Below are 14,262 nucleotides of genomic sequence, written 5' to 3'. Positions count from 1 at the left end.
GATCACCATCCCTGGCTGCCTGGAATGCCCTTGAACGGCCCGGCGACATGACTGGTGATCCAGCCACCATAGAAATCGCCTGGCTGTGGCGTAACTGTTTCGCCATCGACGGCACAGCGGTCGAATGGCCTCGCGTAGAAGGCGACATGATCACGCAGCATGGCGAAGGCGCGGCTGGGATCGGGATAGCTCCAGCCAACGCGGGGAAGCACGACGTCGCCGATCACCACGTCCCAATAGATAGCCGCGCCTTTCCACTCGCAAAAAGAGCCGCCGCCCGCGCGACGCAGGATGCCCGGCGCGATGTCATCGGGGGGGATATAGTAGCTGGGCGGATGGCTGGTTTCGAGCGTGCGGATGGACCGGCGGCTATCCGCGACGATGGTGCCGGCATGGTCGATACCGATATGCGCAGTCGAAGGGAGGGCGATTGCGGGACGCGGAAAGTCCCAGACGCTTTGCTGCCCCGGCTGCACAGGGTCGCGCCAGGGCCTCATGCGCACTGCCGCCTTGCGCCCGCCAGCCTTTGTAGGCGAGGGCGGATCCTCAGAAAGACACGATAGCAACGTTCCAGCACGGCCAGAACCGCCTGATTTCGCGCGGCCAGCCCCAATGGTCGTAACAGGGGAATTGCCCGCCACATGGCTGCGAAAGCCGCCGCGCCGGACAGCAGCGTGCCATTTTCCATGGCATGAAAACGCTCCAGCAGGTCTGCGCGATCAATCGGGCATGCCGCACTATCCGCGCTCGTCGCATCGACAAACATAATCGCCCCGCGGCGATCAAGGCGGCGCATGAGGGCAATTTCCTTGCGGCACAAGGGGCAGTCGCCATCATGCCATATGATCAGGTCGGACATCCCGCTTATATAGGAAACGAAGACCCGATGTCATCGGCGCAGCATAAATTCGGAAGTCCTGCACCCGCGTGAAGGCAGACGATCCAAACAGCGCTCTCAAGTCTGAAGAAACCGCGATGCGGAATTTGGCGCACCCAAGAGGATTCGAACCTCTGGCCTTTGCCTTCGGAGCAAGAACTACAACGCTACGCTAGGCTTTTCCAGGCTTTTTCGTTCAACGCTATAGCACTCTAACTTACTGTTTTAACAGTATTTTGTTGACGATACGGGCTTTCTGGACTACGCGCAACCACCTTAAAGTTTTCGATTTTTTGGTGAGATTTTGGTGAGTTTTTTGAGCCCGCTCTAGCGAGGTGCATATGCCAAAACTAACGAAGATCATTGTCGACAAGGCCGAGCCGCGAGACCGGCAGTATACCGTCTGGTGCAGCGATTTGAAGGGGTTCGGCGTGTTCGTGCTGCCTACCGGCACGCGAACCTATTTCGTCGACTATCGCAACGCAAACAATGTCCGGCGCCGAATGAAGCTGGGCCGATATGGGACCATCACCGCCGAGCAGGCGCGCACGCTGGCGATCCAGGCGCTGGCGGAAGTCACCAAGGGCAATGATCCGCTCGAAGCTCGGAACAGCGTTCGCAAAGCGATCTCGGTGAAAGAGCTTTGCGAACTGTATATCGCCGAACTCGAAGCCGGCCGGATTCTCGGCAAGGGCGGCCGGCCCAAGAAGGCCAGCACCAAGATCACCGATCTTGGCCGGATCAACCGTCACATCATCCCGTTGCTCGGCAGGAAACGCGCCACCCACGTCACCAAGGCGGATGTGACGGCGATGATGAAGGACATCATGGCCGGCAAGACGCGCACCAACGAGAAGACGAAAAAGCTGCGTGGAAAATCGATCGTCCGCGGCGGTCTCGGCGCAGCAAGCCGCACGGTCGGGCTGCTCGGTGGCATCTTCAGCTATGCGCGCGACGAACTGGGCATCATCGAAATCAATCCCGCGCATGGGGTTCGCAAGCCCAAGGATGCCGTCCGGAAGCGTCGGCTGAACGAGGAGGAGTATCGGACGCTCGGCCGCATCCTTGCCAAGGCGGCCGAGGACGAGCGTTATGCGCGCACTGTCGACATCATCCGGCTACTCGCCATGTCGGGCTGCCGCCGCGGTGAGATCATCGAGGTGCGAAAGGCCGAAATCGACACGATCGAAAGCGCCTTTCGATTCGAGGACACGAAGGAAGGCCAGTCCGTTCGTCCGATGGGCCTACCCATCGCCGAGTATTTCGACGAACGGGACATGGACGGCGACAGCCCCTATGTGTTCCCCGGCGAAAGAAACCCGGACGGGCCGTTTGGCAGCTTCCCCAGGCATTGGGAGAAGATCTTCGCCGAGACCGAGCTGGCCGACCTCACCGCCCATGTGCTGCGTCACAGCTTCGCCAGCATCGCCAACGATCTTGGCTTCACCGAGATCACGATCGCGGCGCTGCTCGGCCACGCGTCGGGTTCGATCACAAGCCGCTATGTGCATACGCTCGATGCCGCGCTCGTCATGGCGGCCGACACGGTATCGGGATACATCCAGGCGCTTCTGGATGGTGCGGTGCTGTCGCACAGCCACTATGCACTGGATCGCGGTTCCCGAAAGGCCGCGTTGGCGCGATTCTTGTCGCCTCAACCGGACTCGGCCCATCCCCCCGAAGCAGTGGAGCGGCTGGCGGCGTAATCCGGTTCCCCGCTCATCCGGTAGAATTCGGCAATCTCAGGTGATGTCGGCTAGCCATGAGCGCGGCGCTAGACATTGGTGGACTCGGCGGCAGGCTCGGCTTCCGGCGCCTTGCGTTCCGCCCGAACCATTTTGTCGACCAAGCGATTGAAAAGGGTCACGCCGCGGTCGTGCGCGGTCGGCATCACCTGAGGCACGGGGGTAATGTCGATAACGCGCTGTTGGGCTTCGATCATCACCTTGTCTTCGTGGAACGCTTTCGCCGCAATGCCCATCAGCATGTCGCGTTGCGCCTCGTCGCCATGCTCGCGATGCGGACCCCAAGAAAAGAAGTACCGAGCCGTATTTCCGGTGAGAGGTGTCACGGCCTGGCTGGTGAAAGTGACCCCATTTATCGCTAGTGCGAGATCAGGGACGCCACCCTCACACTGCTTGGCAGTGCCGAGCGGGAAATTGCCCCCTACCATCAGCAGCACCCCAGGAATTAGGAAGTCGTAGGACATGTAGCTGTCCACCGGCTCGTCGTTCTTGCGGGCGGCTGTTCCGCTCGAACCCTCGATCCAGCGCTGATATCGGATGCCGCGCTCGAGCGGCGTGATGTTTGCCTGCGAGGTTGCAAATTGAGGCCCCGATCCGAAGCTTTCGGCATGGACGAAAGATAGGTGGCTGAAATCGAGCAGATTGTCGTTGATCAGTCTCGCTGCAGCAGCATAGTCGAGCTGGCCATGGCCGAGAATGTAATCCGGGTCATCCAGACCGACTGCCGGGGGTATCAGCTGTGCATCGGCCAGAGCAGGATCACCCATCCAGACCCATATCCAGCTATGTCTTTCGATCACGGGGAAGGACCGCACTTTGGCGCTGGACGGAATCAATTCCTGGCCAGGTATCTCGACGACTGAGCCTTCATGATCGAACAGCAGGCCATGATACATGCACCGCAGCCGCTCCCCTTCGCAGCGGCCAAGGGATAACGGTGCGAAACGATGGACGCAGCGATCTTGAAGTGCATGCAGCGTACCTGCCGCCGTGCGCCATATCACCACTGGCTCGTTAAGGATCGTGGTCCCGAACGGCTTTTCTTTCTCCAGATCGTGGCTCCACGCGGCAACGAACCAAGCGTTAGCCACATAGTTCAACGTCGGGTTGCTGACTCTTTTTTCGTCTGGTTGCATGAGGGTTTGTCCTTCCAGGCGATCGACCTAGTTTGAGCGAGATTGAGCCCATGGCTGGGCCAAATCGCTGGGCTTTGTTGGATCCGCCGAAACAGGGCCGACGCTCGAAAATCTCAATGAACGATGCATACCGACTTCTCTTCGGTATACGCTTCCGCCCAGCGGGGGCCGAATTCCCTCGCGTTCCCGGACTGCTTGAACCCGCCAAACGGCAATGCGGGATCGAGCGGGATGTGCGTGTTGACCCACACAGTCCCGGCGTGAAGCTGCGGCACAATGTCAAGGCACGCCTTGAGATCACGTGTCCACAGGCTTGCCGCCAAGCCGTAGCTATTATCATTGGCGCGGCGGATTGCTTCTTCGGCGTCTGCGACGCGCGTTACCGTCAGCACCGGGCCGAACACCTCTTCATGCGTCAAGCGGAGCGAGGCTTCAGCGTTTACGACGACCGTCGGAGCGACGAAATATCCGCGGTCAGGCACCTGAGCCCCATGCAGCAGTTCCGCTTTACCATCAGCCTCCGAAAGGAACTGCAGCACGCGGTCGCGGTGCTGGGCCGACACGAGCGGGTTGACCTGCGCGTTGGGATCCAACCCGGCGCCCAGCGTCAAAGTCTTCACCGCGCCTTCGAGTCCGGTGACAACCCGATCGAACAGACCCGCTGTAACGTAAACACGCGACGCCGAGCAGCATACCTGTCCCTGATTGAGGAATGCGCCGAGCATCAGACCGCCCACCGTCTGCTCAAGGTCGGCATCGTCAAGAACGACCGCCGGATTCTTGCCGCCGAGTTCAAGCGACACGCGAGCCATTCGGTCAGCCGCGACTTTGGCGATCGCCTTACCCGTTGCGGTGGAGCCGGTGAAGCTGATCTTGGCTACATCATTTGACGCAACCAGCGCGCTCCCCGCCTCACCATCGCCGATGATAACATTGAGGATGCCGGCTGGAACGCCAGCCTCGAACGCAAGCTCGGCCAATCGGATTGCGGTAAGCGGGGTCAATTCCGTAGGTTTCAGAACAACACTGCAACCTGCGGCTAGCGCTGGAAAGATCTTCCAGATCGCGATGGCAAAGGGGAAGTTCCAGGGCACGATGCCGGCGACGACGCCCACCGGCTCGCGGCGGGTATAGGCGGTGGAACGAAGACCCGGGGGTGTCGGTATCGAGACGTCGAAGGTCATTCCCGTAATCTTCGTCGCAAGACCTGCCGCGTAGCGCGCGAAATCGACCCCACCAGCTACCTCTACGTAGCGGGCGATGGCGAGGGACTTGCCCTGCTCCAGCGTTTCAAGCTCTGCCAGGTTGTCCGCATCCCGCTCGATCAAGTCCGCGAACTTCAGCAAGATGCGCTCCCGCGACGTTGGTGCCATATAACGCCAGCGTCCGTCGTCGAACGCCTGGCGCGCGGAACGCACCGCAAGCTCCACATCCGCTCGGCTAGCCAAGGGAACCTCTGCAATCACGTCTTCGGTCGACGGATCGCGCACGCACCCGCTCCGAGTCCCTTCGCCCGGGGTTAGTTCCCCTTCGATAAAGTGACCATGCGCGCGCTGTAGGAATGCTCGATTGGCATCGGCAATCTTGAAGGAACCGTTGTAGGTCACCTGGGCTCTCCGATAATTGTTTGACCCTTGGATACCGCCACGGCCGACGTGATTCTTGTGCGCGCGTGCCAGATATTTTTACGGGGTGTTCATTGCGCTAGACGGCGGAAGCTGATTGTGTCGCGCCATGCGATCATCTGTTCGCCGCCGCCCACGGCATCGATCTGCCTTCAGCTGCATCGAAAGTTCGCAGCAATCCCGTCGACCGATCGTAAAGGCCGTCGCGGCCCAACCCTTCGCTACTGGGCTTCGGCGATATCGACGCGGGTTAGTTTGACCGGCGCGCTGTGGGGAGGCGGTTCGACGCCGTTCACAGCATGAGGCAAATATGGCGCTTCCAACATCGCGATATCCTCAACGCTGAGACGGACCTTAAGCGAGGCGATAGCCTCTGCCAAATGGGCCGCCTTGGTTGCTCCGATAATCGGCGCCGTGATCACGGGCTTCGACAGGAGCCAGGCGATTGCGACTTGACCACGGGGAACGCCATGCCTCTCCGCCACTTGAGCAACCGCATCGACGATCGCCCGGTCTTGCTGTTCCGCGTCCAGATACATCTGTTGCGCGAAGGCGTCATTTTGCGAGCGGTTGGTTTGCTCGTTCCAGTCCCGCGTCAGTCGCCCGCGTGCAAGGGGACTCCAGGGGATGACGCCGACACCCTGGTCCAGGCATTGCGGCAACATCTCGCGCTCTTCCTCACGGTAGAGGAGGTTATATTGCGGTTGCATCGAGATGAACCGGGTCCAGCCGTTGAGGTCCGCGATGTGCTGCAGCTTGGCGAAACGCCATGCCTCCATCGAAGAAGCGCCAATATACCGCGCCTTTCCGGCTTTAACGATATCGTGCAGCGCTTCCATCACCTCCTCAGGGGGCGTATTATGGTCGAGGCGATGAATCTGATAGAGATCGACATAGTCCATGCCCAGCCGCATCAGGGAGTCGTCGATCGATTGCATGAGCGCTTTGCGCGAAAGGAAGCCGGTATTGGGCGCATTGCGCCAGGGAAAGAAGGCCTTGGTGGCGACGACGATTTCGTCTCTGCGCGCCATCGCTCGCAGGGCTCGGCCCGTGATCTCTTCAGAGCTGCCGCCTGAATAGACGTTCGCCGTGTCAAAGAAATTGATCCCGGCATCGAGCGCTTGAGCAAAAAAAGGGCGGCTTTCCTCCTCGCCCAAAGACCAAGGCTGGAAACCGCGCCCAGGCTCACCATAGCTCATGCAGCCGAGGCAAAGACGAGACACGCTGAGGCCGCTGCGCCCGAGCTTGACATATTCCATCTTCGAGTCCTCCAGTTCGGTGGTTGATCCAAAGACGGCGGCGCGGCTTTCGCAAGCGCTATCGCCGTTGTCTGGGATCTCCGATTATCGGTCTGCGCCAGCATATCCGCGCAACCAGCAAGGTTCTTGCGCCCACCTGCCAGATAGTTTGGCGCGCCGAGTTTGTGCGAAGTGAACTGATGCCGTGGATGCCCCCTTTGGGGACGTCGTAAGATGCCGACCAGCGCCATGTGGGCGCCGTGGAAGGAGATGGCATATGGCAGACGTTCATATCCTGGCGATCGACCTGGCGAAGCGGAGCTTCCAGGTGTGCGCGACAGATCCGGGCGGGACGTGTGTGGATGCCCCCGGTTTTGCAAGGGGATTTTCAGACGATGTAACGGTGTGGCGCTTCAATCGGTCGTGTGTCAGGCCTCTGATCGCGGTCTGAACACCACGGGGCCGGTATGCAGTTCGAAGAATGGAGGCCACATCGGTTCAGAGAGCTTGGTTGGCTCGAGCCCCGGGACTGGTTTACCCCATTCCGAACATTGAAGTCCTTGCCGCATATCTCGTCGGTCGATCTCCTCGCGAGGGCTTGTCGCCCTCAGGCGTTTTCCGTGCCTTGCCAGAGCAAGCCGCAGGTCACGCCATCCGGTAGTTCTGCTCCTTCGTCATCATGGCCCAGATGATCCGGGCCATTTTGTTCGCCAGCGCGACCGCCGCTACCATGCGAGGTTTGCGCCCGACAACCCGCCCCAGCCAGGTGTCGGGGAATACGCCCTTGCGCACGATCCACCGTATCCGGCTCATGGCCCCGACGATGAGCAGCTTACGGACGTCGCTTTGACCCATCTTGCAAACCGCGCCGAGGCGGGTCTTGCCGCCGGTGGACCGCTGCCGAGGCACCAGCCCTAGCCACGCGGCGAAATTTCGCCCGCTGCTGAACGTTCGGAGGTCGGGGACAAATGCCATGATCGCGCCTGCGGTGACCGGGCCAACACCTGGCACGCCACAGAGGCGACGCATCTCCTCGCTGACCCGCGACGTGTCGTGAAGCGCACGTGTCAGTTGATCGATCTTCTCGGTGAGCAGCTCGATCTGGTCAAGGTAGAGCCGGGCGATGTCCGTCACGCTGGCCGGCACTGCGTCGCCCGCCTCGACGAGCGTCCCGGTAACAGCCTTCAGGTGTGCCGGGCCTTGCGGGAAGACTAGGCCGAACTCCGCCAGATGGCCACGCAATGCGTTGATCAGCTGCGTGCGCTGCCGGACGAAACATTGATGGGTCCGGAACGACACGGCCCTTGCCTGATGCTCGGCGCTCTTCACGGCTACGTGGTGAATGTTCGGGCGCAGAGCCGCCTCGGCGATCGCTGCAGCGTCGGCCGCGTCATTCTTTTGCCGTTTGACGAACGGCTTCACGTAGATCGGCGGGATCAGCCTCACGTCGTGCCCAAGACTCTGGGCAAACCTTCCCCAAAAATGGCTCGTGGCGCAGGCCTCCATGGCAACGATGCATGGTTGCTGCGCACCGAGCATCTGCTCGAGCTTCGATCGTGATACCGTTCGGTTGAATAGAACCGTCCCGCCCGGATCTGTCGCGCACACCTGGAAGCTCCGCTTCGCCAGGTCGATCGCCAGGATATGAACGTCTGCCATATGCCATCTCCTTCCACGGCGCCCACATGGCGCTGGTCGGCATCTTACGACGTCCCCAAAGGGGGCATCCACGGCATCAGTTCATTCCGTCCTGGCGCTCATAAATGCCGCTTGTGGATGACGAGGCCCGCCCACAGGTAACACGTAAGCGGGAGATTTTGCCTTCCATTCGCGAATTTATCGTCGCCAATCTCTCGAATCCGGACCTGTCTCCCGCAAGCATTGCGGAAGCTATCGGTATATCTGAGCGGCAGGTTCATCGAGCATTCAAAGGCAGTGACACGAGCGTGTCACGAACGATCAAGCGGCAGAGGCTTGATGGAGCCGCCGCGCAACTGAGAAGCCTGGGGGCCGATCGATCCATTACCGATGTCGCATTCGGTGTGGGGTTCAATGAGCTCGCCCATTTTAGCCGAGCGTTTCGAGAGCAATTTGGACAATCGCCAAGTGATTACCGTGATGCATGGATAGCCGGGACTGAAAAAGCCTGACGCCTCCTCACGCGATTCAAAACGTCCCAACCGCGATGCGTCATGGGGCGACGACGCGAACCGGGATGGACTTGGCGGCAGGAGTGCCGCTGACCCGGTCATAATAATCGAGCGGCAGCAACGGATTGAGTTCCGGATAATAGCCCGCGATAGCGCCGCGCGGCATCGGATAATCGATAACCGTGAGCGCATCGACCCGCCGTTTCAGCCCGTCATTGCTGATCGTCTCCAGGCTGACGTGTGCGCGCTCCTCGATTCCGCGCGCGATGCGATCCTCCTTGTTCATGAAGAGGATCATCCGGTCATTATACACGCCGCGATAACGGTCGTTGTAGCTGTAGATCGTCGTGTTGAACTGATCGTGGGAGCGCACCGTCGCCAGCCGCAGCATCGTCGGGTCATCTACTGGCGAATTCACTTCCAGGCCAGGTAGGAGCAGGAAATTGGCTTTCCCGTTCGGGGTACACCAGACCCGGCGGCGCGGCGGAATGTCCAAGTGGAAACCCATAGGCTCCTTAATTTTCTCGGAGAAATCCGCGTAGATCTCAGGATAAACCTCGGCGATTTTGTCCCGGATCAATCCGTATTTGTGGATATAGCTTTCCCAGGGGATCTTGCTGTCGGGAAGCGCTGCCATCGCCATCCGACACACGATCTCCACCTCGGTTCTGAGATCAGCGCTCGCCGGCTCGATCACGCCGCGCGAGGCGGTGACGTTCGACATCGAATCCTCAATCGTCACGAACTGTTCGCCCGCCGAGGTTTCGATCCGCTCCGAACGCGCTATGACGGGGAGGATAAGCGCGTCCTTGCCGTGAACGAGATGGCCGCGGTTGAGTTTCGTGGCGATCCCGACAGTCAGCTCCAGCTTGCGCATCGCCACGTAGGAACGATCGGTATCGGGAATGGCGCGGACAAAGTTACCACCCATACCGATGAACACCTTGGCCGTGCCGTTTTCCATGGCTTCCACGGACTCGACCGTATGATGTCCATGTTCGCGCGGCGGTTCGAAGCCGAACACGTCGCGGACGCGGTCGAGATAGGATTGAGACGGCTTCTCGTCGATGCCGACGGTGCGGTCGCCCTGGACATTGGAATGTCCGCGGATCGGCGAGATGCCGGCCCCCGGTTTCCCATAATTCCCTTTGAGCAACAGGATGTTCGCGACCTGCTGGACCAATTGCGACCCAAGCTGGTGTTGCGTCAGGCCCATGCCATAGCAGATGATCGTCGCGCGCGATCGGATGTAGATCTCGGCGCAGCGGCGGATCTGCGCTTCTTCCAGCCCCGAATGCTCGGTCAGGTCGGCCCATTGAAGGGACATGACCTCGTCGCGCACCTGCTCCATGCCGACGGTATGCGTCGCGATGAATTCGTGGTCGAGGATGGTCTCGCCGACGGCTTCCCGCTCGAAGATGACCTTCATCATCCCCTTCAGGAGCGCAAGGTCGCCGCCGATCTTGATGTGGACGAACTCGCTGGCGATCACCGTCGAACCGAACGTCGCCATCTGAACGACGTCCTGCGGCTCGGTGAAGCGGATCAAGGCTCGCTCCGGCATCGGATTGACGGCGACGATCGGCACCCCGCGCTTTCGCGCCTCGACCAGATGGGTCATCATGCGCGGGGCATTGGTCCCGGGGTTCTGCCCGATAACGAAGATCGCTTCGGTGTGCTCGAAATCCTCCAGGACGACCGTGCCTTTGCCGATGCCGATCGCTGGCGGGAGGCCGCGGCTCGTCGGTTCGTGGCACATGTTGGAACAGTCGGGAAAATTGTTGGTGCCGAACTGGCGCACGAAGATGGAATAGAGGAACGCTGCCTCGTTAGGGGTCCGCCCCGAGGTATAGAATTCTGCCTCATTCGGGTTGTCGAGGGCGCGCAAGTGCCGACCGATCAGAGCGAAAGCGTCATCCCAGGAGCACGGGACATATTTGTCGGTTGCAGCGTCGTAGCGCATCGGCTCGGTCAACCGGCCCTGCATCTCAAGCCAATAGTCCGATTTTTCCATGAGCTCAGCGACGGTGTGCTGCGCGAAGAAGTCGCGGGTCACCCGAAACTTTGTCGCCTCGTGCGCCAGTGCTTTCGCGCCATTCTCGCAAAATTCGAGCGTCTTCTTGCAGTCAGCGTCTGGAAACGCGCAACTCGGGCATTTGAAGCCGCCAGGCTGATTCATCGCGAGCAGCGCGCGCGACCCCTTGGTGACGACGCTCTGTTCCAACAGAACTTTTGCCGTTGCAGCGGCTGCGCCCCATCCACCGGCGGGATGGTCGTAGTTCTTGTAACGCGGATTTTTCTCAGTCATGTGCACTTCGTTCCAAGTCGCCTCGTGATCATGATCATCAGACTTTGATCCAGAGGCACGGATCCATCAGTTTGTCGCGGCGGTGGCATTGTCCGAGGACGATGTGTCGGGGCTCCTGCTCGGCGCTCTCAAAGGTCTGTCGGCGGCGCCGATTTGATTTTGCGGATCGCGCCCAGCCGTGGCGAAGGCGATGTTGTTCGACCTCGCATCTGTACGCCTTGGAGTGCCACCATTCCACCGTCAATCCGGGCTCTCATGCTCCTCGGAGCCGGATCGAGTGATGAGACGCGCGCTCCGTTGGCCGGTCCAAGCGATCCAGATCCAGCTCAACGCGACCATCAGGCGGTTCCGCACGCCAATGAGGAAGAAGATGTGCACGACACCCCATAGCCACCACGCTAAGCGCCCCCGCAGCCTCACCCAGCCGAAGTCGACAACGGCGGCACGCTTGCCGATCGTCGCAAGACTGCCGGCGTCATTGTAGAGGAATGGGGCTGGCGCGGTTTTACCTTCGAGCCGCGCGCGGATCACGTCCGCCACATAGCGCCCTTCCTGCTTTGCGGCTGGCGCGACACCCGGCACCATGCGACCGTCTTGCTCGACATGCGCCGTGTCGCCAATGACGAACACATCGGGTAAGCCCGGCGCGGTCAGATCAGGTTCGACCAGCACACGACCGACGCGATCCGAGGGCACCTGAAGCCACTCGGCGGCAGGTGAGGCCTGTACGCCCGCCGCCCACACCACTGTTTTTGTGGCGAGACGCTCATCTCCAACAGCGATGCCGTGCTCATCGCATGATGACACCGGCCGACCCAGCCACACCTCGACGTTCAACCTCTCAAGCGCCTGCCTGGCATACTCCGAGAGATGCTCCTTGAAGGTTGGGAGAATGCGCGGCCCCGCCTCGATCAGCACGACGCGGACATCCTGCATGCTGAAATTACGGAACTCGCCGCGCAGCGTGTCGTGCGCGAGTTCCGCAATGGTTCCGGCTAGCTCGACGCCTGTCGGTCCACCACCGACAATCGCGAAGGTCAGATATTTCCGCCGCTCATCCGGCTGCGCCATTCGCTCGGCTTCCTCGAAGGCATAAAGGATATTGCGGCGGATGTGAGTCGCGTCTTCGATCGTCTTGAGACCGGGAGCGAAAGGCTCCCAATCATCGTGTCCGAAATAAGCGTGCCGCGCGCCGGTTGCGATCACGAGTGTGTCGTAGTGGATCGTCGCCCCATAGCTGGTGAGGACCCACTTATGGCGGCTGTGGACGAGCACCACCTCGCCCAAGAGTGTCGTAACATTTTCTGCGCCACGGATAAGCGATCGTGTTGGCCAGGCTATGTTGGAAGGGGCAAGGGCCGTCTCGGCAACCTGATAGAGGAGCGGCTGGAACAAATGATAGTTCCGTCTGTCAAGCAGCGTAACCCGAACCCGCGCATGAGCTAGGCGCCGGGCGGTCTCGACGCCCGCAAATCCGGCGCCGACGATCACAACATGGTGCGTCTCGTCGCCGGTGCGGGCACGCGGGACTATTTCGAAATTCTCCTGTTCGCGCCCCGTCACGTCGCAGCCTTCCTTTTCTTGGAACCGGCACAAAACCGAGGGTGTTGGCGGCATCCGACGGTGTGCGGGATCAGTCTTCCGGAGCGATGACGATCCTCAGGCCATTGAGCTCGGGGCCAAGCGGTATCTGGCATGACAAGCGCGAATTCGATGACCGACTGCTGCTGCTGTCGAGAAGGTCATCTTCATCACCGCTGATTGGCGGCAAGGCCATTCCGGCCGTGGAGTCGACATAAACGTGGCAGGTTGCACAGGAGCAGCAACCTCCGCAAAGCGCGAGCAGTTCATCGAAGCCATTGTCGCGGATCGCTTCCATGAGCGACAGGCCTGCCTCGGCTTCTATCGACCGTTCGCCTCCAGCGCGGTCCACAACAACGATCTGTACCATCCTATTCTCCCCAATTTCTTCTGAAGCGCGAGTTCGAAAATGCAGTCCTTGAGGGCCACGCGTCGCCCGCGCATTGCTTCATTCAACAAGGCCGCGAGCCGCTAACCCGCATCCTCGGCCGTGCGCGCTGATCTTCAGGCTGCGCGTTCTGCGGCTTCAGCCAGGGCGAGATTACGGATGTGCCGTCGCATCGCTACGGCCGCCGTGTCGCTCTTCACCGAGATCTCATAGAGTTCCTCCGCCGGCGTTGCCGAAAGCACGCTCTGGACGTTGCCCAAGCCCCAGACATCCTCCGCAAAAGCTTCGAACATCCCCCGGTGAAGATCCTCGGTGACCTCGGCGTCGCCAAGCGCGAAGTTTCGGCCGTTGACGATAAAATAGTGCGTCGAGACATGATCGCGCGGTGTTGGGAGATGGGCCGTACTGATGAAGCATATGCGCCGCTGCTCGGCCGGTTCGGCCGTGTCGTAATAGCGCGCGACGAGCTGGTGCAGGGCAGGGGTCACGAATTCCGATCGGATCGATCTGCCGCCCGTCGTGATATCTCCGAAGGCCATCGGCCCGGCAAAGGGACCGGGAATACTCGCCGGCTCGACCGTGCGCGACAGCGCGAACACGCCCTCGCCGATTTCCGTGTTATAGGGGGCCATGGAGTAGCCCGGTGCGCCTGCGCCGAGTGTGTCGGCATGGAGAAACTCGATGTGCGTGAGATCGAGCAGATTCTCGTGAAGTCCAATGTAGCTCGCCGGAAGGTCGAGATATCCGATGTTGAGCGTCCATTCAGAGGATTCCATCCAGGACAAGGGAGGAATCGTGGAGGGATCGGCTTCCTCCGCCGCACCCATCCAAATCCACACCACCGGTCCGCGCTCAACCATCGGATAAGCGCGAACGCCTATGGTCGCCGGGCACTTCGTGAGGGAGGGAACTTCGACACAATCGCCGGTGCGATCGTAACGAAAACCGTGATAGCCGCAGACGATCGTATCATCGACGAGCTTGCTCTTCGACAAAGGGAAGGAGCGGTGCGCGCAGCGGTCATCGAGCGCGACGGGAACGCCATCGGAGGTGCGGTAAAGCACCAGCCGTCGGCCAAGGATCATCCGCTCCAGTAGTTCGTTCTTCAGCTCGGATGCCAAGGCCGCCACATACCAGCAGTTGAATACGAAAGGTGTTTCGAAGCTGGCCATTTGGGCACCCGCGGTTTGGGCCCGGCGGATCGTGTCTGCGGA

12 protein-coding genes are annotated in these 14,262 nt (G+C 60.6%); 2 read left to right on the top strand and 10 right to left on the bottom strand.

The annotated features are described in order from the left end of the window. Positions 1-2: 2 nt before the first annotated feature. Both RLDS_RS51170 and RLDS_RS51165 read right to left on the bottom strand, forming a co-directional pair. Complete coding sequence (locus RLDS_RS51170; RefSeq protein ID WP_021228218.1) at positions 3-497, bottom strand: DUF427 domain-containing protein; 495 nt, start codon at positions 495-497, stop codon at positions 3-5. Further along, complete coding sequence (locus RLDS_RS51165; RefSeq protein WP_021228217.1) at positions 494-859, bottom strand: thiol-disulfide oxidoreductase DCC family protein; 366 nt, start codon at positions 857-859, stop codon at positions 494-496. The genes RLDS_RS51170 and RLDS_RS51165 overlap by 4 nt, the downstream gene beginning before the upstream one ends. A gap of 359 nt (positions 860-1,218) precedes the next feature. Here RLDS_RS51165 and RLDS_RS51160 point away from each other — a divergent pair, with 359 nt between their 5' ends. Continuing rightward, positions 1,219-2,583, top strand: a complete 1,365-nt coding sequence (locus tag RLDS_RS51160; RefSeq protein WP_021228216.1) for a tyrosine-type recombinase/integrase — start codon at positions 1,219-1,221, stop codon at positions 2,581-2,583. A gap of 68 nt (positions 2,584-2,651) precedes the next feature. On the opposite strand, the gene RLDS_RS0128985 is transcribed toward RLDS_RS51160, so the two are convergent. The 4 genes from RLDS_RS0128985 to RLDS_RS51145 all read right to left on the bottom strand — a co-directional run bounded on the left by RLDS_RS0128985 (position 2,652) and on the right by RLDS_RS51145 (position 8,280). Next, positions 2,652-3,758 (bottom strand): aromatic ring-hydroxylating dioxygenase subunit alpha, encoded by a 1,107-nt coding sequence (locus RLDS_RS0128985; RefSeq protein WP_236616926.1) that lies wholly within the window; start codon positions 3,756-3,758, stop codon positions 2,652-2,654. 113 nt (positions 3,759-3,871) lie between these two features. Continuing rightward, positions 3,872-5,365 (bottom strand): aldehyde dehydrogenase family protein, encoded by a 1,494-nt coding sequence (locus tag RLDS_RS51155; RefSeq protein WP_040603924.1) that lies wholly within the window; start codon positions 5,363-5,365, stop codon positions 3,872-3,874. Positions 5,366-5,604: 239 nt separating this feature from the next. Beyond that, on the bottom strand, positions 5,605-6,642 hold the full coding sequence (locus tag RLDS_RS51150; protein ID WP_021228213.1) for an aldo/keto reductase: 1,038 nt from the start codon (positions 6,640-6,642) through the stop codon (positions 5,605-5,607). Positions 6,643-7,266: 624 nt separating this feature from the next. Continuing rightward, positions 7,267-8,280, bottom strand: coding sequence for an IS110 family RNA-guided transposase (locus RLDS_RS51145; RefSeq protein ID WP_021228211.1), 1,014 nt, complete (start codon positions 8,278-8,280; stop codon positions 7,267-7,269). Positions 8,281-8,384: 104 nt separating this feature from the next. Between RLDS_RS51145 and RLDS_RS55585 the strand changes: the two genes are divergently transcribed. Further along, on the top strand, positions 8,385-8,771 hold the full coding sequence (locus RLDS_RS55585; RefSeq protein WP_084514987.1) for a helix-turn-helix domain-containing protein: 387 nt from the start codon (positions 8,385-8,387) through the stop codon (positions 8,769-8,771). A gap of 40 nt (positions 8,772-8,811) precedes the next feature. Here the strand turns inward: RLDS_RS55585 and RLDS_RS51140 are convergent, their stop codons facing one another. The 4 genes from RLDS_RS51140 to RLDS_RS51125 form a co-directional block, all read right to left on the bottom strand. Beyond that, entirely contained in the window at positions 8,812-11,079 is a 2,268-nt protein-coding gene (locus RLDS_RS51140) for an FdhF/YdeP family oxidoreductase (protein WP_021228210.1), read from the bottom strand. Between the two features lie 240 nt (positions 11,080-11,319). Further along, positions 11,320-12,642: an NAD(P)/FAD-dependent oxidoreductase gene (locus RLDS_RS51135; RefSeq protein ID WP_021228209.1), complete on the bottom strand. Its 1,323-nt coding sequence runs from the start codon at positions 12,640-12,642 to the stop codon at positions 11,320-11,322. A gap of 70 nt (positions 12,643-12,712) precedes the next feature. Beyond that, on the bottom strand, positions 12,713-13,030 hold the full coding sequence (locus RLDS_RS51130) for a 2Fe-2S iron-sulfur cluster-binding protein (RefSeq protein WP_021228208.1): 318 nt from the start codon (positions 13,028-13,030) through the stop codon (positions 12,713-12,715). Between the two features lie 134 nt (positions 13,031-13,164). After that, complete coding sequence (locus RLDS_RS51125; RefSeq protein WP_201767511.1) at positions 13,165-14,220, bottom strand: aromatic ring-hydroxylating dioxygenase subunit alpha; 1,056 nt, start codon at positions 14,218-14,220, stop codon at positions 13,165-13,167. Positions 14,221-14,262: the final 42 nt, after the last annotated feature.

The sequence above is a fragment of the Sphingobium lactosutens DS20 genome, assembly GCF_000445105.1.
In the GTDB taxonomy this organism is placed as follows: Bacteria; Pseudomonadota; Alphaproteobacteria; order Sphingomonadales; family Sphingomonadaceae; genus Sphingobium; species Sphingobium lactosutens.
The sequence above is the reverse complement of the archived record's forward strand: the minus strand, read 5'-3'. Positions and strand labels throughout refer to the sequence as shown.